General features: G+C 63.0%; 16 protein-coding genes. 4 read left to right on the forward strand and 12 right to left on the reverse strand.

The features are described 5' to 3' along the window. From trpE to GYB81_RS13835, 9 genes are all read right to left on the reverse strand, one after another. Positions 1-1,491 (reverse strand): anthranilate synthase component I, encoded by a 1,491-nt coding sequence (gene trpE / locus GYB81_RS13790; RefSeq protein WP_161865926.1) that lies wholly within the window; start codon positions 1,489-1,491, stop codon positions 1-3. Positions 1,492-1,799: 308 nt separating this feature from the next. Next, positions 1,800-2,480 carry a phosphoglycolate phosphatase gene (locus GYB81_RS13800; RefSeq protein WP_161865927.1) on the reverse strand — a complete coding sequence of 227 codons (681 nt, stop codon included), beginning with the start codon at positions 2,478-2,480 and terminating at the stop codon, positions 1,800-1,802. Further along, the gene (rpe, locus tag GYB81_RS13805) at positions 2,477-3,151 is read right to left on the reverse strand and encodes a ribulose-phosphate 3-epimerase (protein WP_161865928.1); all 675 of its coding nucleotides are present in this window, start codon (positions 3,149-3,151) and stop codon (positions 2,477-2,479) included. Before rpe ends, GYB81_RS13800 begins: the two co-directional genes overlap by 4 nt. Before the next feature lie 153 nt (positions 3,152-3,304). Next, positions 3,305-4,132, reverse strand: a complete 828-nt coding sequence (locus GYB81_RS13810) for an ABC transporter permease (protein ID WP_161865929.1) — start codon at positions 4,130-4,132, stop codon at positions 3,305-3,307. Positions 4,133-4,288: 156 nt separating this feature from the next. Continuing rightward, complete coding sequence (locus GYB81_RS13815) at positions 4,289-5,536, reverse strand: ABC transporter permease (protein ID WP_012019853.1); 1,248 nt, start codon at positions 5,534-5,536, stop codon at positions 4,289-4,291. Positions 5,537-5,786: 250 nt separating this feature from the next. Then, entirely contained in the window at positions 5,787-6,818 is a 1,032-nt protein-coding gene (locus GYB81_RS13820; RefSeq protein WP_161865930.1) for an ABC transporter substrate-binding protein, read from the reverse strand. Positions 6,819-6,871: 53 nt separating this feature from the next. Then, positions 6,872-7,969: an ABC transporter ATP-binding protein gene (locus tag GYB81_RS13825; RefSeq protein WP_012019855.1), complete on the reverse strand. Its 1,098-nt coding sequence runs from the start codon at positions 7,967-7,969 to the stop codon at positions 6,872-6,874. Between the two features lie 259 nt (positions 7,970-8,228). Then, positions 8,229-8,858, reverse strand: coding sequence for a response regulator (locus tag GYB81_RS13830; RefSeq protein ID WP_003463520.1), 630 nt, complete (start codon positions 8,856-8,858; stop codon positions 8,229-8,231). Further along, entirely contained in the window at positions 8,855-11,260 is a 2,406-nt protein-coding gene (locus GYB81_RS13835) for a PAS domain-containing sensor histidine kinase (RefSeq protein ID WP_161865931.1), read from the reverse strand. Before GYB81_RS13835 ends, GYB81_RS13830 begins: the two co-directional genes overlap by 4 nt. A gap of 113 nt (positions 11,261-11,373) precedes the next feature. Between GYB81_RS13835 and GYB81_RS13840 the strand changes: the two genes are divergently transcribed. Beyond that, the gene (locus GYB81_RS13840) at positions 11,374-12,351 is read left to right on the forward strand and encodes an alpha/beta hydrolase family protein (protein WP_161865932.1); all 978 of its coding nucleotides are present in this window, start codon (positions 11,374-11,376) and stop codon (positions 12,349-12,351) included. On the opposite strand, the gene GYB81_RS13845 is transcribed toward GYB81_RS13840, so the two are convergent. Genes GYB81_RS13845 through GYB81_RS13855 form a run of 3 tightly spaced genes read right to left on the reverse strand, consistent with a single transcriptional unit; the run spans position 12,348 to position 14,803 of the window. Next, positions 12,348-13,109, reverse strand: coding sequence for a DnaJ domain-containing protein (locus GYB81_RS13845; protein ID WP_161865933.1), 762 nt, complete (start codon positions 13,107-13,109; stop codon positions 12,348-12,350). The genes GYB81_RS13840 and GYB81_RS13845 overlap by 4 nt on opposite strands. Then, positions 13,110-13,781 carry an N-acetylmuramate alpha-1-phosphate uridylyltransferase MurU gene (gene murU / locus GYB81_RS13850; protein ID WP_161865934.1) on the reverse strand — a complete coding sequence of 224 codons (672 nt, stop codon included), beginning with the start codon at positions 13,779-13,781 and terminating at the stop codon, positions 13,110-13,112. It lies immediately after the preceding gene. Beyond that, complete coding sequence (locus GYB81_RS13855; protein WP_161865935.1) at positions 13,778-14,803, reverse strand: aminoglycoside phosphotransferase family protein; 1,026 nt, start codon at positions 14,801-14,803, stop codon at positions 13,778-13,780. Before GYB81_RS13855 ends, murU begins: the two co-directional genes overlap by 4 nt. A gap of 1,271 nt (positions 14,804-16,074) precedes the next feature. Here GYB81_RS13855 and ltrA point away from each other — a divergent pair. The 3 genes from ltrA (at position 16,075) to GYB81_RS13870 (ending at position 21,954) form a co-directional block, all read left to right on the forward strand. Further along, a complete protein-coding gene (gene ltrA / locus GYB81_RS13860; RefSeq protein WP_031687873.1) occupies positions 16,075-17,787 on the forward strand; it encodes a group II intron reverse transcriptase/maturase in 1,713 nt (570 codons plus the stop codon). Between the two features lie 131 nt (positions 17,788-17,918). Then, entirely contained in the window at positions 17,919-20,681 is a 2,763-nt protein-coding gene (locus GYB81_RS13865) for an LPS-assembly protein LptD (RefSeq protein ID WP_161865936.1), read from the forward strand. Beyond that, on the forward strand, positions 20,662-21,954 hold the full coding sequence (locus GYB81_RS13870) for a peptidylprolyl isomerase (RefSeq protein WP_161865937.1): 1,293 nt from the start codon (positions 20,662-20,664) through the stop codon (positions 21,952-21,954). The genes GYB81_RS13865 and GYB81_RS13870 overlap by 20 nt, the downstream gene beginning before the upstream one ends. Positions 21,955-22,048 lie beyond the last annotated feature (94 nt).

The following is a 22,048-nucleotide window of genomic DNA, read 5'->3' on the forward strand; positions in this document are numbered from 1 at the left end:
TTATTCCTGGGCCTGGACGGCAGTCTGTTCGGCGAGCGCAACGGCGCGGAACATGGCGCGGCGCTTGTTCAGGGTTTCTTCCCACTCCAGGGCGGGCACCGAGTCGGCGACGATGCCGGCGCCGGCCTGCACGTGCAGCTCAAAGTCCTTGATCACCGCAGTACGGATGGCGATGGCGGTGTCCATGTTGCCGTTCCAGGCGTAGTAGCCGACTGCGCCGCCGTAGACGCCGCGCTTGACCGGCTCCAGCTCGTCGATGATTTCCATGGCGCGAATCTTCGGCGCGCCGGACAGGGTGCCGGCCGGCAGGATGGCGCGCAGCGCGTCCATTGCCGACAACTCGGGTTTCAGCTGACCGGTGACGTTGGAAACGATATGCATGACGTTGGAATAGCGCTCGATGACCATCTTCTCGGTGAGCTTGACCGAGCCTATCTGCGAAACACGGCCGGTATCGTTACGGCCCAGGTCGATCAGCATCAGGTGCTCGGCGATTTCCTTGGCGTCGGACAGCAGATCATCCTCCAGTGCTTTGTCCGCCTCCTCGCTGGCTCCGCGCGGGCGCGTACCGGCGATCGGGCGCACGGTGACCAAACCGTCCTCGACGCGCACCAGCACCTCCGGCGAGGAGCCAACCACATGGAAGTCGCCGAAGTTGAAGAAGTACATGTAAGGCGTCGGGTTGATGCAGCGTAGCGCGCGGTACAGGTCGATGGGCGCGGCCTTGAAGGGAATCGACATGCGCTGGGAAATCACCACCTGCATGCAGTCGCCGGCCAGGATGTATTCCTTGATCGAACGGACCGCCGCCTCGTAGTCGCCCTGGCTGTAGCTGGAGCGAAACGCCGGTTCCTCGCCCAGCGGCGCGGACAGGTCCACGCCCAGGCGCGGGGTGATCGGCTGACGTAGCTTGTGCAGGATCTCGCGCAGGCGCGCATGGCCTTGCTCGAAGGCATCCTGCTGAGCCGGGTCCGCCAGAACGATGCCGTGCATCTTGCCGGCCAGGTTGTCGAACACCACCACCGCGTCGGAGACCATCAGCAGGATGTCCGGCGTGCCCAGCGCATCGGGATTGACCCCCGCAGCCAGCTTGGGCTCGACGTAGCGCACGCTGTCATAGCCGAAGTAGCCCACCAGGCCACCGTTGAAACGCGGCAGACCGGCGATGGTCGGCACCTTGTAACGCGCCTTGAACTGCTCGACGAACTCCAGCGGGTCGACACATTGGTGGCGCTCGACCTCGACGCCGTCGGTGCTGACCACCACGTCATGGCCATGCACGCGCAACACGGTGCGCGCCGGTAGGCCGATGATCGAATAACGGCCCCACTTCTCCCCGCCCTGCACGGATTCGAGCAGGTAGGAGTTGGGCGCGTCGGCCAGTTTCAGGTAGATGGACAGCGGCGTGTCGAAATCCACCAGGGTTTCGCAGGCCAGGGGAATGCGGTTGTAGCCTTCGGCGGCTAAACGCAGGAATTCTTCATGGGTCATGATCAGCCTCATGGCTCGGGAAAAACGGTCGGGTGCAAACTGGCCGCACGCAGCGGCTGGACGAAATCAGGCGCGCCAGCGCCAACGGGCCAGGGCCTTGATGACCTTCATCCAGAGTTTGCAGCTAACCACCACGGTGCGATCTCGACAGGCGGGAAATAAGGAGAGCGGCCAAGGTAGCAGCTACAAGCTAAGCGCTGCAAGCGGGGCAAAGCGATAGCCTGGTAGGAGCGGATTTATCCGCGATCTCAATCGCCGGTTTCGCGGATAAATCCGCTCCTACAAAAGCCGGATGGCGTGAAGATTCGTCAGAGCAACTCGGCGAGGTTATCGACCACCAGGTTCGGTTTTTCTTCGGCGATCGGGCGGCCATGGTTATAGCCGTAGCTCACCGCGACGCAGGGCACTCCAGCGGCATGAGCGGCCAGCACGTCGTTGCGCGAGTCGCCGATGAACAGCGCTTGCGCCGCCTCGACGCCTGCCAGGTGCATCACCTGCAGCAGAGCAGCCGGATCGGGCTTCTGCTGCGGCAGGGTGTCGCCGCCGATGATCCAGCGAAAGTAGCCACCCAGGCCGACCTGCTCCAGCAACGGCGCGACGAAGCGCTCCGGCTTGTTGGTCACCACTGCCAGTTCGACGGCAGCGGTGCTCAGCGCTTCGAGCAGCTCGTGCACACCCGGGTAGAGCGCGGTCAGGTCATGACAGTCGGCGTAGATATCGAGAAAGCGCGCCAGCGCCTGCTCCGTCTCGGCCTCGCCCACGACCGAATGATCCAGGCCACCGGCCAGGGCGCGCCGCACCAGTACGCGTGCGCCGTTGCCGACCCACTCGCGAACCTGTGCCACGCCAGCCGGCGGACGGCCCAGCTCGACCAGCATGCGGTCGACCGCTGCGGCCAGGTCAGGCACCGAGTCGATCAGCGTGCCATCCAGGTCGAACATCACCAGGCGCGGCAGCTCGCCGCCGCACAGCGCGCGCAGCGGTGTCATCCACGCACCTGGGCCAGTTCGGCGCGCATGGCGTCAATCACCGCCTTGTAGTCCGGCTGGTTGAAGATCGCCGAGCCGGCGACGAAGGTGTCGGCGCCCGCCTCGGCGATCTCGCGAATGTTCTGCACGTTGACGCCACCGTCGATCTCCAGACGGATCTCGCGACCGCTGGCATCGATCAGCGCGCGCGCTTCACGCAGCTTGTCGAGGGTGCCGGGGATGAATTTCTGTCCGCCGAAGCCCGGATTGACGCTCATCAGCAGGATCATGTCGACCTTGTCCATCACGTACTTGAGCACGTCCAGCGGAGTGGCCGGGTTGAATACCAGGCCGGCCTTGGCGCCGCCCGCCTTGATCAGCTGCAGCGAGCGGTCGATGTGCTCGGAGGCTTCCGGGTGGAAGGTGATATAGCTGGCGCCAGCTTCGATGAAGTCGCCGATGATGCGATCCACCGGCTTGACCATCAGGTGCGCATCGATGGGCGAGGTGATGCCATATTTGCGCAGCGCCGCGCAGACCATCGGGCCGATGGTCAGGTTGGGCACATAATGGTTATCCATGACATCGAAGTGGACGATGTCCGCCCCGGCGGCGAGTACGTTGTCCACTTCCTCGCCCAGGCGGGCAAAGTCGGCGGAAAGGATCGACGGGGCGATGGCGAAGGGTTGCATGGCGCACCTCTAAGGGCTTGGGTCACGGTGGCGCGCATTGTAACGGTTGAAACGGTTGCTGGCAGCGCCGCCAAGACGGGCGCGCCAATTCGCCTCACAGCAAAAGGCCCCGCCGGTTTCCCGGCGAGGCCTTGGTCTTGCAGTTGCGGCGGTTTATTCCGGCGTCGAAGTGCGCAACTTCTCGCTACGCCCGCGCAGCCACTCCAGGGTCAGCAGGAGCAGGATGGAGAAGCCGATCAACAGTGTGGCGGCGGCGGCGATGGTCGGCGACAGGTTCTCGCGGATGCCACTGAACATCTGTCTCGGCAGGGTGGCCTGCTCGGGGCCGGCGAGGAACAGGGTCACCACCACTTCATCGAACGAGGTGGCGAAGGCGAACAGCGCCCCGGAGATCACCCCCGGCGCGATCAGCGGCAGGGTCACGCGGCGGAAGGTGGTCAGCGGCGAGGCGCCGAGGCTGGCGGCGGCGCGCACCAGGTTGTGGTTGAAGCCCTGCAGCGTGGCCGACACGGTGATGATGACGAAGGGCACGCCCAGTACCGCATGCACCAGAATCAGCGAGATGTAACTGTTGCCCATGCCCAGCGGCGCGAAGAACAGGTAGCTGGCGACACCGATGATCACCACCGGAACGATCATCGGCGAGATCAGCAGGCTCATCACCAGCGCCTTGCCACGAAACTCGCCACGGGTCAGGCCGATGGCCGCCAGGGTACCGAAGACCATGGCCAGCAGCGTCGCGGCCGGCGCGATGATCAGGCTGTTTTTCAGCGAACGCATCCAGTCGGCGGACATGAAGAAGTCTTCGTACCAGCGCAGCGAGAAGCCCTGCAGCGGGTAGACCAGGAAGGTGCCGGAGTTGAACGACAGCGGCACGATCACCAGTACCGGCAGGATCAGGAACAGCAGCACCAGGGCGCAGATGATACGCAGGCCGTAGTACCAGAGGCGCTCGACGGGTGACAAGTAGGGGCTGAGCATGGCTGTGACTCCATTTAGCGTTTAGCTCCCCTCTACCGCTTGCGGGAGAGGGGTTGGGGGAGAGGGTTGGTAAACAGCCGCCCTCTCCCGCCCTTCGGGCACCCTCTCCCATGAATGGGAGAGGGTCATCAGATGGTCTGCTACGCAGACCGCTTTTTAACCAAGCCTCAGCTTGCTGGCACCGACCAGCCAGCTGTACACCACGTAAAGCACCAGGGTCGCAGCCAGCAACAGGCCGCCAAGGGCCGTGGCCATGCCCCAGTTGATGGTGGTGTTGGTGTAGAAGGCGACGAAGTAGCTGATCATCTGGTCGTTCGGGCTGCCCAGCAGCGCCGGGGTGATGTAGTAGCCGATGGACAGGATGAACACCAGCAGGCAACCGGCGCCGACACCGGCCAGGGTCTGCGGGAAATACACCCGCCAGAAACTGGCGAACGGATGGCAGCCGAGCGACACCGCCGCGCGCATGTAGCTGGGCGAGATGCCCTTCATCACGCTGTAGATCGGCAGGATCATGAACGGCAGCATGATGTGCACCATGGCCACGTAAACACCGCTGCGGTTGAACACCAGCTGCAGGGGCTGCTCGATGATGCCCAGCGACATCAGCGCGCTGTTGATCAACCCGCCCGACTGCAACAGCACGATCCAGGCCGCCACCCGCACCAGAATCGAGGTCCAGAACGGCAGCAGCACCAGAATCATCAACAGGTTGCCGGAGCGGGTCGGCAGGTTGGCCAGCAGATAGGCCAACGGATAGGCCAGCACCAGGCAGATGGCGGTGATCACCAGGCTCATCCAGAAGGTGCGGGCGAAGATGTCCAGATAGATGGCCTGATCCGGCGTGGCCTTGGCCAGCTCACCGAGATCGTCGATACGATGATCGAGCGCAGCCAGCAGGTAATAGGGAGTAACCGGCGAGGCGTTGCGGCGAATTACCTGCCAGTAGGCGGGATCGCCCCAGCGCTCGTCCAGGTCGAGGAAGGCCTCCTGGTAGGACGCCGGCTCCTCGCGCAACGGCAGCTTGCGTGCGGTGCTGCTGACCAGGCTGCGAAAGCCCGCCAGCTCCATGTTCAGGCGCTTGGACAGATCGCCCAGGCTCTGGTTGCGGCGCGCCTCGACGATGTCGCTGGCAATGGCCTGGTACACCGACTCGTCCGGCAAACCACGACCATCCCAGGCACTGATCGCCTCGACGGTGCGCGGCAGACTGCCGACCACTTCCGGGTTGTCGACGCTGCGCAGCAACAGGGCGCCAATGGGCAACAGGAAGGTCAGCAGAAGGAACAGCAACAGCGGCAGGATCAGCGCCTTGGATTTCAGGCGATTGAAACGCTCGGCACGGGCCAGACGCTGCTTCAGGCTCGGCCCGGGCAACTCGGTGGCAGGCAGTACGGCGGCCATGGACAACTCCGCAAGCAAGAAGAAAATTCAGACGGCCCTGCCAATAGGCAGGGCCGGATCGAGTCGCAGAACCTGTTCACGAGCTGGCGAGCTAGAGCGATGCAAGGCGCTACGTTAGTAACAGCCTTCGGCTGGTCAAAACACGTGAGGAACGGTCGGAGTCGCGGGCGACTTTACGAGCTGTAAATGAGCATTCCGAACATGTTTTTAACGCAGCAGCGTCGACGCGCAGCAGGTCGTAAATAGGTTCTTAGCGCGCGGCCCAGGCGTTGAAACGTTGCTCCAGCTGCTCGCCGTAGTCAGCCCAGAAGGTCACGTCGATGGCCACCTGGTTGGCGATGTTTTCCGGCGTGGTCGGCATCAGGTTCAGGCGCTCCGGCGCCAGCAGATCGATGGCCTGCTTGTTGGCCGGACCGTAGGCGATGTTCTCCGAGTAGGTCTTCTGCGCTTCGGGCTTGACCGAATAGGCGATGAACTCCTTGGCCAGCTCGACGTTCTTCGCGCCACGCGGGATGGCCCAGGAGTCGAAGTCGTAGATGCCGCCGTTCCACACCACCTGCAGGTTGCTCTCGCCCTGCACCGCGGCGATACGGCCGTTGTAGGCCGAGCTCATCACCACATCGCCGGAGGCGAGGTACTGCGGCGGCTGAGCGCCGGCTTCCCACCACTGGATATTGGGCTTGAGCTCGTCGAGCTTCTTGAACGCGCGATCCTGACCTTCCTTGGTGGCCAGCACCTTGTACACGTCCTTGACCGGCACGCCGTCAGCCATCAGGGCGAATTCCAGGGTGTACTTGGCGCCCTTGCGCAGGCCACGCTTGCCCGGGAATTTCGCAACGTCCCAGAAATCGGCCCAACTGGTCGGCGCCGCGCTGAGTTTGTCGGCGTTGTAGGCCAGCACCGTGGACCAGACGAAGAAGCCCACGCCGCACGGCTGGATGGCGCCGTCGATGAAGTCGGACTCATCGCCGAACAGCGCCGGGTCGAGTTCCTCGAACAGGCCTTCATCGCAACCGCGGGCCAGTTCCGGCGACTCCACCTCGACCAGATCCCAGCTCACGCTGCGGGTATCGACCATGGCTTTGACCTTGGCCATTTCACCGTTGTATTCGCCGCCCAGCACCTTGTTGCCGGTTTCCTTCTCGAAGGGTTCGTAGAACGCCTTGACCTGCGCCGCCTTGTTCGCGCCGCCGAAGGATACCGCTGTCAGGTCCACCGCCAGTGCCGGCATGGCGCAGCTAACGCCCAGGGCCAATGCCGCCAGCTTCAGGGATTTCGTCATTCTTATCAGCTCCTCTGTGTTACGGGGTAAAGGTGAAGCACTGCGCGAAGCGCTCACTCGGCTTGGAGTGGGTCGAGCGCGCGGACATGCTCGACAGACCAGCCGAGCGGAACCAGGTCACCAACCGCCAGCTGCGGATCGAGCTCGGCCACGGGTTGCTTGACGTAGAAATCGGATTTGCCGCAGACCTCCATGCGGATGCGCACGTGGTCGCCCAGGTAGATGAACTCGGCGATGCGCCCGGAGAAACGGTTCGGGCAGGCCTCGCTGTGACCGTTGAGGCGGATGCGCTCGGGGCGGATCGACAGGCTCACCGCCTCGCCCACGGCGCCGACGTTGACCGCCGTGGCGCGCACTTCCTCGCCGCGTGCCAGGCGCACCACGCACTCTTCGCCATCTCGGCTGACCAGCTCGCCGGCCAGGCGGTTGTTCTCACCGATGAACTGGGCGACGAAGGTGTTGTGCGGCGCCTCGTAGAGGTCACGCGGCGGAGCGATCTGCTGGATCTCGCCCTGGTGGAACACGGCCACGCGGTCGGACATGGTCAGCGCCTCACCCTGGTCGTGGGTCACGTAGACCACGGTCACGCCCAGGCGCTGGTGCAGGTGCTTGATTTCCATCTGCATGTGTTCGCGCAGTTGCTTGTCCAGCGCGCCCAGGGGTTCGTCCATCAGCACCAGTTGCGGCTCGAACACCAGCGCACGGGCCAGTGCCACGCGCTGCTGCTGACCACCGGAGAGCTGGCCCGGATAACGATTGCGGAAGCTGTCGAGCTGCACCATGGACAGTGCGCGCTTGACCCGCTCGCTGATGTCGGTGCGCGACATGCCGCGCACACTCAGCGGGAAGGCGAGGTTCTCGGCCACGGTCATGTGCGGGAACAGCGCATAGTTCTGGAACACCATGCCGATGTCGCGCTTGTGCGGCGGCAGTTTGTTCAGCGAACGGCCGTCGAGGAGGATCTCGCCGGCGGTCGGAGTTTCGAAACCGGCCAGCATCATCAGGCTGGTGGTCTTGCCGGAGCCGGACGGGCCGAGCAGGGTCAGGAACTCGCCCTTGCGGATATCCAGGTTGAGGTCTTTGACGATCAGCGTCTCGCCATCGTAGCTCTTCTGCACGCCGCGGAAGCTCACCAGTACATCGTTTGCCATCACACCACACCCTTGTTCTTGTCTCAGGCCGATGACCCAAGATTAGGGCGGCAAGAAAGCGTGAAAAATCGGGCGGGATGACAAGCTGATATCAGGCGCGAGGAGAATCTGCTGTAGGAATTGCCCTACAAAATCCGAGTATTTGCTTCGGTTTTCGAGCGCCCGACGAAGCGTAGGAGCGGCTTCAGCCGCGAAGCTCCCGTAGTCATCATCACCGCTGAAGCGGAATGCTGCACAGCCGCTCCTACAGATTCCGCTATCAGACCAGACGGTGCTCCATCGCGTAGCGCACCAGATCGGCCATCGAATGGGCGCCGAGCTTCTGCATCAGACGCGCCTTGTGCGTGCTCACGGTCTTGTTGCTGATCGCCAGGTGCAGGGCAATATCGTTGACGCCCTCCCCTCGCACCAGACGCTCGAATACCGAGAACTCGCGCTCGGACAGTTGCGCATGAGGCGGACGCGAATCGGTCAGACCAACCTCGAAAACCATGCGGTCGGCCAGGGCCGGGTCGATGTAGCGACCACCGCTGGCCACCTTGCGAATCGCGGTGATCAGCAGCGCCGGGTCGCTGTCCTTGGTGGCGTAACCGGCGGCCCCAGCCTTGAGCGCACGGGCCGCCATCTGCGCCTCGTCGTGCATCGACAGCACCAGAATCGCCGGCGCTTCGGTCAGCGCGCGAATGCGCGGAATCGCCTCCAGACCGTTGACGCCCGGCATGGAGATATCCAGCAGCACCACGTCGCAAGGCGTACGGCGCAGCACCTCGAGCAGCTGCTCGCCATTGCAGGCCTCGCCCGCCACCTCAAGATCGCGGGCCATGCCGATCAGTTGCTTGATGCCTTCCCGCACGATGGTGTGGTCTTCGGCCACCAGTACCCGAATCACGCCGCGATCTCCTCATCCAGGGTTATGCGCGCGTACAGCGTAGTGCCCTCACCCGGCCGGCTGTCAATCTGCAACTGGCCGCCGAGCATGAGCATGCGCTCCTGCATGCCGACCAGACCGAAGGACTGCCCGGGCTTGCGCATGGCGGCATCGAAGCCCTTGCCATCGTCGCTCACCGACAGGCACAAATTGCCCGCTTCCTGCCACAGGCGCACCACCACACTGTGCGCGCCGGCATGACGCATGACATTGGTCAGCGCCTCCTGAAGGATACGGAACAGGCCGATGGCCTGAGCATCGGGCAAACGCGGCAAGTGCTCGGGCACCTCCACCAGACAGGGGATCTGCGTGCGCTCCTCGAAGCGGCGCACCTGCCATTCGATGGCCGAGGCGATACCGGCATCGAGAATCGGTGGACGCAGCGCCGTGGCCACGTCGCGCACCAGTTGAAACAGCTGGGCGATCAGACGCTTCATGCTGGCCAGACGCTCGTCCAGTTCGGGAATCTGTCCGGCGCAGACCAACTCGCACATGGCGGTTTCCAGCTTGAGCACCGTCAGCACCTGGCCCAGTTCGTCGTGCACTTCGCGGGCGATGCGAGCCTTTTCCTCCTCACGCACGCTTTCCAGATGCGCAGACAGTTCGCGCAGGCGCGCCCGCGAGTCGGCCAGCGCCAGCTCGGCCAGCTTGTTCTCGGTGATGTCCCAGAGAATGCCGTCCCAGACCACCCGACCGCCGCCGAGCGAACGCGCGGTGGTGCGGATGTCGGCCCACAGCACCTCCTGCTCGGCAGTGAGGATGCGCCCCTGCCAGTACCAGTCGCTCTCGCCTTCCAGCGCCAGCGTCTGGCTGTTGAGGTAGCTGGGGAGATCCTGCGGGTGCACCAGGCTGCGAATGCCGCGATCCTCACGCTGCAGCTCATGCGCCGGCCAGCCGACCATCTCCTGACTGGCCTCGCTGATATAGGCGAAGTTGACTGTCTGCCCCGGCCCGGCGCGCTCCAGGCGAAACACCAGGCCGGGCACGTTGCCGGCGATGCCCTTGAAGCGCGCCTCGCTCTCTTCCAGTGCCGCGCGCGCACGGCGGCGCTCGGTCACGTCGCTGAGAAACACCACCAGATATTCGGCCTGACGATAGCGCAGAAAGCTCAGCGAAACGTCGGCCGGCATGCGGCTACCGTCGGCGCGCAGGCAATCGATTTCGAAACTTGTCGAGCCACCGCCCTGTTCGCGCACCTGCTTCCACAGGTTGAGCCAGCGATCCATGTCGAGGCCCGGTTCCAGCAGGCTCAGAGGCTTGTCCACCAGCTCACCGGCGGCGTAGCCGAGCATGCGTTCGGCAGCGCGGTTGGCATAGCGCAGGTGACTGTCCCAGTTGACCCAGAGAATGCCCACCGTGCTGTGATCGATGGAGAACTGGCTCAGGCGCAGCGCCTCGGCCGCCTGCTGGTGGCGGTCCAGCTCGCCGCGTGCGCCCAGCAAACCCCGTTCGAGCAGGCGCGTCTGCTGGCGCTGGCGGTAGAGCGCCGTGGCGCCGATCAGCAGCAGCAACGCAAGAAACAGCGTGAGGGTCTTCCAGAAGCCGACAAAATCGCTGGACTGCGGGTAACGCAAGGGCATCCAGGTTTCGCGCAGTTCCTCCAGCTCGCGCGCAGGCAATGCTTGCAGGGTCCGATCAACGATGCCGGACAGCGCTGGCTGGTCGCGGCGCGTGGCCAGGCGCAGCAACTGCGGCAGACCGATGTCGCCGACGATACTCAGGTTGGCGAAGCGTGATTCCCGCAGCAGCAGGCTGAGGCTCGCTTCATCCAGCACCGCGTAACTGACCTCCTGATTCAGCACCCGCTGCAACGCGGCGCGTTCCGAAGATGCGGCGCGCAGGCGCAGGTTGGTATGGGTGCGCTCCAGGTATTCGGCAGCCTGACTCGGTGAGCGCACAGCGACCATCTGCTCCAGCGGCAGTTGATCGAGATCCACCGCACCGTTGCCGCTGCGTTCGCCCACCACCAGATGCGGCACGCGCAGGTAGGGCATGGAGTAATGCCAGATGCGCAGACCGGCTGGCGTCTGCTGCAGCCCCGGAGCCAGGTCCACCTCACCCGCGCTGGCCGCTCGCTCCAGCGACTCGTGGTCCGCATACAGGCGCCAGTCAGGGACTACGCCCATGCCCTCCAGCAAACGCTGCATCAGCTCGACATTGGCCCCGGTCAGTTGCCGATTCTGACCGCGCTGAACCCAGGGCGCCTGCTGGACCAGGCCCACGCGCAGCACGGGATGTTCCCTGAGCCAGGCACGCTGCTCGGCATCGAAAGCCGGGCGCAGCGGCATGCGCGGGTTTTCAGCCCAGGCGTTGGAGATCACCAACAGCAGCAACAGGGAGAGGGAGGAAAGAAGGGATTTCATGCACGGCGAATCCGCTGACGCGATCCCATACCTTACTCCAGTCTTGCCCGAGTCGCCTGACAAAAGCGGAGCGCGGCATTAGGCTCTGTAGCAGACGACCAGGAGCCTCATCGATGCGCCTTCATTCACTAGCACTGCTCGGTTTCTGCCTGCTCTCCTGCCCCGCAGCCTGGGCCGAGGAGCCTCCCGAGGACGCGCAGGCTGATACCCTCGACGCCCCCGCTGCGAACGAACGTCCGCTGCTGCCCGAACGCAGCATCAGCGAGGCGCAGACGCTGGAGCAACGCCTGGACAAACGTGAACAGCAAATGCTGCAGGCTGGTGCCGAGAGTTTTCTCGCCCTGTGGCTGCCGGCCAACGTCGGCGAGCCCAGCGGTGCGGTGATCCTGTTGCCTGGCGACGTGGAAAACGCCGATGGCGCTGCCGCAGTCGGCCCGTTACGGCGCAAGTTGCCCGATGCCGGCTGGCACAGCCTGAGCATCACCCTGCCCGATCCCGACGGCGACCCGCTACCGCCGCGCACCACAGCCGTCGAAACGCCCCCCGCCACTGAGAACGAAGCCACCGACGCCGAGGCGGAAAACGCTGCAGAGGATTCGCCGGAGCCGCCAGCCGCACCCGCCGCTACGGAAATCAGCTCCGAACAGCGGCGCCAGGCGCATGTCGAGCGGGTCATGGCCCGCATCGAAGCGGCCATCGCCTTTGCCCAACAGCAGCAGGCCAAGGAGATCGTGCTGCTGGGCCACGGCAGCGGCGCTTACTGGGCTGCGCGTTACCTGAGCGAGCGCAAGCCGGACAATGTGCACAATCTGCTGATGGTCGCAGCCGAGTTGCCAGCAGGCTTCGCTCCACCGTTAGACGAATTGGTGGCGCAGTTGCCGGTGGCCACCGGCGACTTCTATTACAAGGATCAGGTCACCGACCGTACTGCGGCCCTGAAACGCCTGCACGCGAGCAAACGTGCCAAATTGCCCACCTATATCCAGGTGTCGATGAAAGCTCTGCCGGGGAATCTGGACGTGCAGCAGGAGCAGCTCTACCGTCGTTTGCGCGGCTGGCTACAGCTGCATATCCACGCGACCGGCAGCTAGCGCAAGCCTCGACGCTGGCGGATCAGCGCATAGGCCTGATGCAGCTGACGAGTGGTTTCGGTCGCTTCCCGAATGCGTTCGGGCGAAGCGCCGGAACCAGCCAGCTTGTCCGGGTGATGGCGACTGAGCAGGCGCCGGTAGGCGCGCTTGATCTGCTCGGGCTCGCTGCCCTCGGCGACGCCCAACAGACGCAGCGCGTCCTGATAGCTGCCGCCCGCCGGTGCCGGTTGCTGGCTTCGACGCGGCGCATATTCCTCGCCCAGGCTGTCGAGCCGGGCACTGTCCCAGCCGAGCCATTTGCCCCACAGCAGGATCAACTCGTGCTCGCTCGGCGATACCCGCCCATCGACCCAGGCCATGCGCCAACAGGCCCCCAGCATCGCATCGGCGTGCTGGCGCTGGCGCTGCAGCGGCCTGCGCAGATTGTCGCGCCCGGTCTTGCCCCGGGCAAAGGCTTCGATAGCACGGCGCTGAGCAGCGGCGTCCAAGCCGAGTCGCTGCATTTCCGAGCGCGCCTGCTGGATATGACTCTGCACCACACGGCCGCCGCTCTTGGCCAGGCGCCCCAGCATGAGAAACAGCAGGTCATCGTCGGCTGGAGCCGCGCGGCCGCCCAGACGTTGGCGCAGATTGTCCCAGTCATGCAGGCGCAAGCGCCGATCCACTACCTGCCCGAGCAGACCGCCAAGCAAGGCGCCCGGGATGCTGGCCAGGGCCAGTCCGGCCGCAGCGCCTAGCAGAGTCGCCGGCCAAAGCACCTAGCCTGCCTCCTGCAGCAGACGCTCGACTTCAGCCAGGCGCTCGTGCGTGCCGACATCGATCCAGCAGCCGCCGTAATGCTCGCCACTGACCTGCCCCGCCGCCATCGCCTCGCGCAGCAACGGCGCCAGTTTGAAGGCGCCTGGAGCACAGGCAGCGAACAGACGCGGATGCAGCACGGCAAGGCCGCTATAGGTCAGCCGCTCGCCCATCGTGCCGCTGTCCTGCACCTGGCCGGCGGCCAGGACGAAGTCGCCCTGCGGGTGGTGCGCCGGGTTATCCACCAGCACCAGATGCGCCAGACCGGCGAGCGGTTGGCGTAACGCGGCAAAGGCGTAGTCGGTGAAGACATCGCCGTTGACCACCACGAAGGGTTCATTGCCCAGCAGGGGCAGTGCCTTGAAAATGCCGCCGCCGGTTTCCAGCGGCTCACCTTCGGCCGAATAGACGATGCTCACGCCAAAGCGCGCGCCATCGCCGAGGTAATCCTCGATCTGCTGGCCCAGCCAGGCGTGATTGATCACCAGCTCGGTGAACCCGGCGGCGGCGAGGGCGCGGACGTGATACTCGATCAACGGAACGCCGGCCGCCTTCACCAGCGGTTTCGGCGTACGCAGGGTCAGCGGACGCAGGCGTTCGCCCTTGCCGGCGGCGAGAATCATCGCCTTCATGCAAGCGCCCCTTCTTCTATCGCCAGGCTGGCGAACAGTTCATCCAGCTCGGCCAGCTCCGGCCGACGCGCCAGCACCGCCTGGATATAGGCGAAGAAGCGCGGCACGTCGCCCAGATATTTGGGTTTACCGTCGCGGTGGCAGATGCGTGCGAAGATGCCGATGACCTTGAGGTGGCGCTGCACCCCCATCAGATCGCTGGCGCGCAGGAAATCCTCAAGCGATGCCTGAACCGGGATACCAGCAGCCCGCGCCCGCTCCCAGTAGCCCTGCAGCCAGCCTTGCACGCGCTCCTCGGGCCAACTGAGGAAGGCATCTTTGAACAGGCAGGTGATGTCGTAGGTAACCGGGCCATTGACAGCATCCTGAAAGTCCAGCACGCCGGGGTTGGGTGCGCTCTGCATCAGGTTGCGCGGCATGAAGTCGCGGTGCACCACGACCTTGGGCTGCGCCAGGGCACTGTCGATCAGCAGTTGGCTGACGCGTTGCCAGGCGGATTGCTGCTCGGCGGTAAAGGTGCGCCCCAGATGGCGCTGCACATACCACTCGGGGAACAGCTGCAATTCACGACGCAGCAAGGCGTCGTCGTAATGCGGCAGGTCGCCGTCGAGCGGCAGGCGCTGCTGCTTGAGCAAGGCCTCGATGGCGTCGTCGAACAGCTCATCGGCGTTGTGCTCGTCGATCACCTCCAGGTAAGTCTGGCGGCCCAGATCATCGAGAATCAGAAAACCCTGCGCGAGGTCGGCGGCCAATACCTGCGGCACATGCACGCCGGCACTGGCCAATAGCGCAGCGATACGGACGAACGGCTCGCAGTTCTCCTGCGGGGGAGGCGCATCCATCAGAATCAGGCTGCGCTCCCCCGCCTGCCAGCGGAAATAACGACGAAAACTGGCGTCGCTGCTGGCGGTAGTGAGCTCGGCGGCAGGCACTGCCCCCCAGCCGCGTGCGGCGAACAGAGCGGGCAGTTGCCCGGCGAGCCAGGCTTGCAACTGTTGCAGACGTACATCGTGTTCAGACATCAAGGGGTCTCCGACGGCGCTAGCCGTTGCGCGGGTCATGCTTTATTATCCAGCATCTTGTGCGACACGCGTAGCGTGTCTCCGACTCCAAGCTGTAGGGCCAGCTTGGAGGATTTCCGAGAGGAAATCGCACGCTTGGGTATCCATCCCCAGGAACCAAAACCCACCCAGAAGTCCATTGCCTTCAAGGACTTGCCGCAGCGGCGGTGGCAACCCCAAGGTCGCCTAGCACTCGGAAGCGCGACTGCGAACCGGCTCTTTTCGGTTCTGGAGTGCATGCCCAATGGAGGGTGTTATGAATGAGATGAGCCAAGATACCTTCGGCATAATCATGCTCACCGGTTTGCTTCTCGTCTGTTTAGGGATGGCAGCCTGGGCGGATTGGCCGAGGATCAAAAGCTACCTCAAACGACCGCCCTCCAAGCACTAACCCCGGCCCTTGTGGCCTAACCCTTGCGGGAGAGAATCCCCGCTGGGGTTCCTCCTGCCTCAAAACAGGAGGAAACCTTCCCCGAGAGCACGCTGCGCCCGCAGTACCTGCTCACATCAAACTGGAGACATGGGCGGAAGCTCTGTCTGTCATTGTCCAACCACGCCCATCAGGGTGCGGTAGCGGACTCGTTGTGCGACCAACGGTAGCCTACGACGACGTGCATCGCTGGTAACGGCGTTGTGCGAAGCTCGTCCGACAACGTAGCCCCCTATCCAGGGTGCAGTCCTTCCGCGAGGCAGACTGCAGATGCTCGGAGCAGTACCGGGTTGAGGCACCAGGCTGGCTGGTATGGGCAACACATGTGAATCGCTGATAAACACCGTAAGGATAGCCATGCCAAAACTGCTGTCAGGCATGAACCAAAAGGTATGTGGTCGGTTATCTCCGTGGGATGTGGGGATACGTCGCCTTCAAGACCACCGGTGAAAAGGCGAGTCCTAACCCAGTCGTGTGACAGATAGGGAACGTGGTAAGCCCGTATCGCCGCCCTCTGGGCAGGGGAGCCGCAAGGCGAACTGTTGGTGGTGCGGGTATGGGATCGCAGAGAAAGCGAATGCCGGGCTGTAATGGTCTGGATAGGGGTTGAGACATCACCCCACGGGAAACCGGGCAGACTTCTGCGTGGTCTTCCGTCGCAACAGCTCTGACAGAGACCGTCTCAATCAACCCAGGGCCTGCTTCCATCGGCCCTTAACAAACCTACCCTGGCGGGTGCCCCCACCCCGTCAGGGGCGGCGTGCACCTTCCGCTCGGGTAGTTCACTTGAGAGGAAAGCAGCATGAAAGAGCTCAGCCAACAGGCCGGGCCTGCGCTTTCCGGCGCTCCACAGCAATGGCACGACGTCGATTGGAGTCGTGTCCAGCGGAACGTCCGGGGAATGCAGGTGCGGATTGCGAAGGCTTGTCGGGAAGGCAAATGGCGCAGGGTGAAAGCCTTGCAACGGATGCTGACCCGCTCGAAGTCGGCCAGATACTTGGCCGTACGGAGAGTCACGGAAAATCAGGGGAGCCGCACGACGGGAGTCGACAAGCAACTCTGGGATACACCCAACGCGAAATGGGAAGCGGTTGGTCAGTTGAAGACGCGGGGATACAAGGCGCGGCCCCTACGGCGCGTCTTTATTCCGAAGTCGGATGGCCGGGAACGCCCTCTGGGTATCCCGACCATGACGGATAGAGCCATGCAGGCGCTATATCTGCTGGCGCTGTCTCCTGTCGCAGAAACTCGGGGCGATCCGAATAGCTACGGCTTCAGGATCGAACGCTCCACGGCGGACGCGATGGCGCAGTTGTTCGTATGCCTATCCAAACGAGCTTCCGCTCAATGGGTGCTGGACGCGGACATCGAAGGGTTCTTCGACAACATCAACCATGACTGGCTGATAAGGAATGTCCCCACGGATACACGAGTACTCCGGCAATGGTTAAAGGCCGGTGTTGTACACCGAGGGCAGTTGCACGCAACGGATGCAGGTACGCCACAAGGGGGGATCATCTCCCCAACCTTGGCAAATCTGGCGCTGGATGGGCTGGAATCACTCCTCAAGCAACATTTGGGGGTGACGAGGGCGAAGAAGCTGAAGATCAACGTGGTGCGTTACGCGGATGATTTCGTGATCACTGGCTCCTCCCCGGAGGTACTGGAGAACGAGGTCAAACCCTGGGTAGAGCAGTTCCTGGCGGTACGCGGGCTGCGGCTTTCTCCCAAGAAAACCCGCATCGTCCACATCGACGAAGGCTTCGACTTCCTTGGATGGAACTTCCGAAAGTACGACGGAACGTTGTTGATCAAGCCGAGCAAGAAGAACGTCAAGGCGTTCTACGGCAAGGTCAGAGAGGTGATCGACACCCACAAGACGAGTAAGCAAGAGGATTTGATCCGACTGCTAAATCCGATCCTGCGGGGGTGGGCGCTTTACCATCAGCCAGTAGTGGCCAAACAGGCGTATAGCCGGATGGATAACAGGGCGTTTGTTAAGCTCTGGCGCTGGGCCAAAAGGCGGCATCCAAACAAGTCCCTGGACTGGATACGGAAGAAGTATTTCCGTCCACAAGGGGAACGCGGATGGGTGTTCGCCACCACGGTTCTGGAAGCGAACGGAACAAAACGGGAAGTCGAGTTGTACCAGCTTGCTGGGACACCGATCGAGCGGCACAAAAAGATAAGTGGGGAATACAACCCCTACGACCCGACCATGGAGGCGGCAGGCGAAAAACTGCGCATGGAACGGATGCTGAACAAGCTGAAGTACCGGAAGCAAATCGCCAGTCTATTCACCAGCCAAAGTGGGTTATGCGCGCTATGCAAACAGCCGATATCCAGGGAAACCGGGTGGCACGATCACCACATTATCTACCGCTCACAAGGCGGTGGAGACTCCCTGGAGAACCGGGTACTATTGCACCCCATTTGTCACCAACAGCTCCACGCACGTGGTCTGCATGTGAGCAAACCGGCCCCCTTGGGGGTTTTGGATAGGCCTGAGCCGTAAGCGCTGAAAGGTGCACGTACGGTTCTTAGGGGGGGATCAGCCAGTAATGGCTGGTTCCCACCCGACTTTCAGCCCATCGAGAGGCGTGCGGCCCCTGGGCCGGTAGCGCGCAGGAAGCCCGGACTAACAAGATGGCAGTAAAACACCCCGCGTTCCGCAAGAAATTCCCACTGCTGGTTACCGGCAGTTTTCTGGCCTTACAGCCCGTGTTCAGCCTACAGTCCTTTGCCGCCGAGCAATACGATTGCCAGGCGTCGCCAACAGGCGGCTGGGCATGCGCGCCGAAATCAGCCGCCAACGCCCTGCCACCACGTCCGGTGCACAGTCGTGACGCTGTCAGCAGCAGCGGCACGACCGGCGAGGCGGTAGCCAAGCAGGACGCCGCTCCGGTGCTGGTGACCGAGAGCAAGGGCCGCGCCCTTGCCTCGCGCAGCCCTGACTACAGTCACTTGGACTGGGTCCCGCGCGATAAGTTGACCGCAGCGCAGCTGGCCGAGGCCGGTCCGTACTGCGCAGGCGCCTATATCGAGCCGCTGCGTCCGGGCATGGATGACACCACGCCGCTGGACGAGTCGCCGATGTACGTGTCTGCCAAGGCCTCGCGCTTCGAGCAGGAAAAACAGATCGCTACCCTCGCTGGCGATGTGGTCCTGCGTCAGTCCGGCATGCAGGTCGAAGCCGATGAAGCCAGCCTGCACCAGACGGAAAACCGTGGTGAGCTGGTCGGCAACGTGCGTCTGCGTGACAAAGGCACCCTGGTGGTCGGCGACCGCGCCGAGCTGCAGCTGGATAACGGCGAAGCCCGTATCGACAACGCCGAGTACGTGATGCATCAGGCTCACGTACGCGGCAGCGCGCTCTACGCCAAGCGCGAAGAGACCGCAATCATCCGTCTTAAGGACGGCACCTATACCCGCTGCGAGCCGGGCGACAATGCCTGGCACCTGAAGGGCAACAACGTCACGCTGAACCCGGCTACCGGCTTCGGCACCGCGACCAACGTGACGCTGCGGGTCAAGGACATTCCGGTGTTCTACACCCCGTACATCTATTTCCCGATCGACGACCGTCGCCAGTCCGGCTTCCTGCCGCCCAGCCTCGGCACGTCGAGCAGCAATGGGTTCTCGCTGCAAACGCCTTACTACTTCAACCTGGCGCCGAACTACGACGCCACGCTCTACCCGACCTATATGGCCAAACGCGGCCTGCTGATGGAAGGCGAGTTCCGCTACCTGACCGAAAGCAGCGAAGGCCAGGTCGGCGGCGCCTGGCTGAATGACCAGGAAGACGAGCGCAAACTGCAGTCCGAGTACGAAGACCAGCGCTGGATGTACAGCTGGCAGCACAGGCAGGGCCTGAACTCACGCCTGCTGGCCGAGGTCGACTATACCGATATCAGCGATCCCTATTACTTCCAGGATCTGGATACCGATCTGGGTATCGACAAGCAAACCTACGTCAACCAGCGCGGCACCCTGACCTATCGCGGCAACAGCTACACGGCGCGCCTGAACCTGCATGCTTATGAGCTGGCCAACATCACCGATGTGACCCCGTACGACCGTCTGCCACAGATCACCCTGGATGGCAAACTGCCTTTCAACCCGGGTGGCCTGGATTTCACCTACGGCACGGAGTACGTGCGCTTCGACCGTAATCTGCGCTCGGGCAACTTCATCAATAAAGAGGGTATAGAGGAGCAGAGCTGGTACGACACCCGTATCCAGGGCCTGGAGCGCGCCACCGGTGAGCGCCTGCACCTGGAGCCGGGCGTCGGCCTGCCTCTAGACTGGACGTGGGGCTATATAAAACCGCAGTTCAAGTACTTGCAGACCAACTATGACCTCAGCCTGGATCAACAGGGCAAGAACACCCTACTCGCCGAGCAGAACTACAAAGGCACTCAAAGCCGCGGCATAGGCTTGTTCAGCGTCGACAGTGGCCTGTACTTCGACCGTAACACCCAGCTGTTCGGCAAGGATTTCCGTCAGACCTTGGAACCGCGTGCGTTCTACCTCTACGTACCGAAAGAAGATCAAAGCGACATCCCGGTCTTCGACACTGGCGAGCCGACCTTCAGCTATGCCTCGTTGTGGCGTGAAAACCGCTTCAGCGGTAAAGACCGTATCGGCGACGAAAACAAACTGTCGCTGGGCGTGACCAGCCGCTGGATCGAGCCAAACGGCTTCGAGCGCCAGCGTTTCAGCATAGGCCAGGCCTTCTACTTCGAAGATCGCAAGGTGCAGCTGCCGGGTATCGATTACCGTAACCGTAAAGAATCCATCTCTGACGTGTCACCGTACGCGCTGGAATACCTGTATCGCTTCAACCGTGACTGGCGTTTCTCCTCGACCTTCAACTGGGACCCGGACCAGCACGCAACTCGTTCGGGCAGCGCGATGTTCCACTACCAACCGGAAGACAATCCGAACAAGGTCGTCAATCTTGGTTATCGCTATCGTAATGACACCGTTCGTTATGACCGCGATACCGGGCGCTGGAGCACCAGCCCGGACTACGGCGAGCCTGGCAGCCCAAACTACATCAAAGATTATTACAAGATCGACCAGCATGACTTCTCCGTCATCTGGCCGTTGGCTCCGCAGTGGAGCCTGATCTCGCGCTGGCAATACGACTACGGCCGCAACCGTACCCTCGAAGCCTTCGGTGGCTTCGAGTACGACAGCTGCTGCTGGAAGCTGCGCCTGATCAACCGCTACTGGATCGATTACGACGAAGTCAGCCTCGACCCATCGCGCAACGACGAGCCGGACCGCGGCATCTTCCTGCAGATCGTCCTCAAGGGCCTCGGCGGCGTTGTTGGCAACAAGGTGGAAACTTTCCTCGACCAAGGCATTCAAGGTTACCGTGAACGTGAAGACCAAGCTTTCTGATTGCCTGCGCCCCCTGTTGTTGGGCGTAGCGCTACTGGCGGCAACGGCTCAGGCCCAGGTTCGCCCACTGGACCGCGTCGTGGCCATCGTCGACAACGATGTGGTCATGCAAAGCCAACTCGATGCGCGCCTGCGTGAAGTGCAACAGACCATCGACAAGCGGGGCGGCTCCCTGCCACCCGAGCACGTGCTCAGTCAGCAGGTGCTCGAACGCCTGATCATCGAGAACATCCAGCTGCAGATCGGCGAACGCTCCGGCATTCGCATCACCGACGAAGAGCTGAACCAGGCCATGGGCACCATTGCCCAGCGCAATGGCATGAGTCTGGAGCAGTTCCGCGATGCCCTGGCACGTGACGGCCTCTCCTATGCCGACGCCCGTGATCAGGTGCGCCGCGAGATGATCATCAGCCGCGTGCGCCAGCGCCGGGTCGCCGAGCGCATCCAGGTGACCGATCAGGAAGTGCAGAACTTCCTCGCCTCCGATCTGGGCAAGATGCAGCTGTCGGAAGAGTTCCGCCTGGCCAATATCCTGATTCCCGTTTCCGAAGGCGCCTCCTCCAGCGAAATCCAGGCCGCCGACCGTCAGGCGCAGGAGCTGTATCAGCAACTGCAGCAAGGCGCGGACTTCGGCCAGCTGGCGGTCTCTCGCTCAGCCAGCGAGAACGCTCTGGAAGGTGGTGAAATGGGCTGGCGCAAGGCCGGTCAGCTACCGCCGCCCTTCGATAGCATGATCAGTCAGCTGAACCCGGGCGAGGTCACCGAGCCGGTGCGTACACCGGGCGGCTTTATCATCCTCAAGCTGATCGAGAAGCGTGGTGGCGACACTCAGGTGCGTGACGAAGTGCATGTCCGTCACATTCTGATCAAGCCCAGCGAAATCCGCAGCGAAGAGGAAACCCGCCGCCTGGTCGAGCGCCTGTATCAGCGTATCGTGGATGGCGAGGATTTCGCCGAGCTGGCCAAGAGCTTTTCCGAAGACCCGGGCTCGGCGCTCAACGGCGGCGATCTGAACTGGATCGACCCCAACGCGCTGGTGCCCGAGTTCCGTGAGGTGATGAACAATACCGCCAGTGGCGAGCTGTCCAAACCGTTCAAGAGTCCTTACGGCTGGCACGTGCTGCAAGTTCTGGGGCGCCGCGCCACTGACAGCAGCGCGCAGTTCCGCGAGCAGCAAGCTGCCAATCTGCTGCGTAATCGCAAGTACGATGAGGAACTGCAGGCCTGGCTACGCCAGATCCGCGACGAAGCCTACGTCGAAACCAAGCTGTAAAAGCCGTTTCGAAAGACAAAAGCCCGGCCCAGTGCCGGGCTTTTTCGTTCCTGGCCCGGCAGCGTACACTGGCGCCCCATGCATACCGAGAGCG

This window comes from Pseudomonas yangonensis (genome assembly GCF_009932725.1).
Lineage (GTDB): Bacteria > Pseudomonadota > Gammaproteobacteria > Pseudomonadales > Pseudomonadaceae > Aquipseudomonas > Aquipseudomonas yangonensis.

Excerpts from the sequence above, each read along its gene's own strand:
- trpE (WP_161865926.1), bottom strand. The coding sequence starts at position 1,491 with ATGACCCATGAAGAATTCCTGCGTTTAGCCGCCGAAGGCTACAACCGC.
- GYB81_RS13800 (WP_161865927.1), bottom strand. The coding sequence starts at position 2,480 with ATGACACCGCTGCGCGCGCTGTGCGGCGGCGAGCTGCCGCGCCTGGTG.
- rpe (WP_161865928.1), bottom strand. The coding sequence starts at position 3,151 with ATGCAACCCTTCGCCATCGCCCCGTCGATCCTTTCCGCCGACTTTGCC.
- GYB81_RS13810 (WP_161865929.1), bottom strand. The coding sequence starts at position 4,132 with ATGCTCAGCCCCTACTTGTCACCCGTCGAGCGCCTCTGGTACTACGGC.
- GYB81_RS13815 (WP_012019853.1), bottom strand. The coding sequence starts at position 5,536 with ATGGCCGCCGTACTGCCTGCCACCGAGTTGCCCGGGCCGAGCCTGAAG.
- GYB81_RS13820 (WP_161865930.1), bottom strand. The coding sequence starts at position 6,818 with ATGACGAAATCCCTGAAGCTGGCGGCATTGGCCCTGGGCGTTAGCTGC.
- GYB81_RS13825 (WP_012019855.1), bottom strand. The coding sequence starts at position 7,969 with ATGGCAAACGATGTACTGGTGAGCTTCCGCGGCGTGCAGAAGAGCTAC.
- GYB81_RS13835 (WP_161865931.1), bottom strand. The coding sequence starts at position 11,260 with ATGAAATCCCTTCTTTCCTCCCTCTCCCTGTTGCTGCTGTTGGTGATC.
- GYB81_RS13840 (WP_161865932.1), top strand. The coding sequence starts at position 11,374 with ATGCGCCTTCATTCACTAGCACTGCTCGGTTTCTGCCTGCTCTCCTGC.
- murU (WP_161865934.1), bottom strand. The coding sequence starts at position 13,781 with ATGAAGGCGATGATTCTCGCCGCCGGCAAGGGCGAACGCCTGCGTCCG.
- GYB81_RS13855 (WP_161865935.1), bottom strand. The coding sequence starts at position 14,803 with ATGTCTGAACACGATGTACGTCTGCAACAGTTGCAAGCCTGGCTCGCC.
- ltrA (WP_031687873.1), top strand. The coding sequence starts at position 16,075 with ATGAAAGAGCTCAGCCAACAGGCCGGGCCTGCGCTTTCCGGCGCTCCA.
- GYB81_RS13865 (WP_161865936.1), top strand. The coding sequence starts at position 17,919 with ATGGCAGTAAAACACCCCGCGTTCCGCAAGAAATTCCCACTGCTGGTT.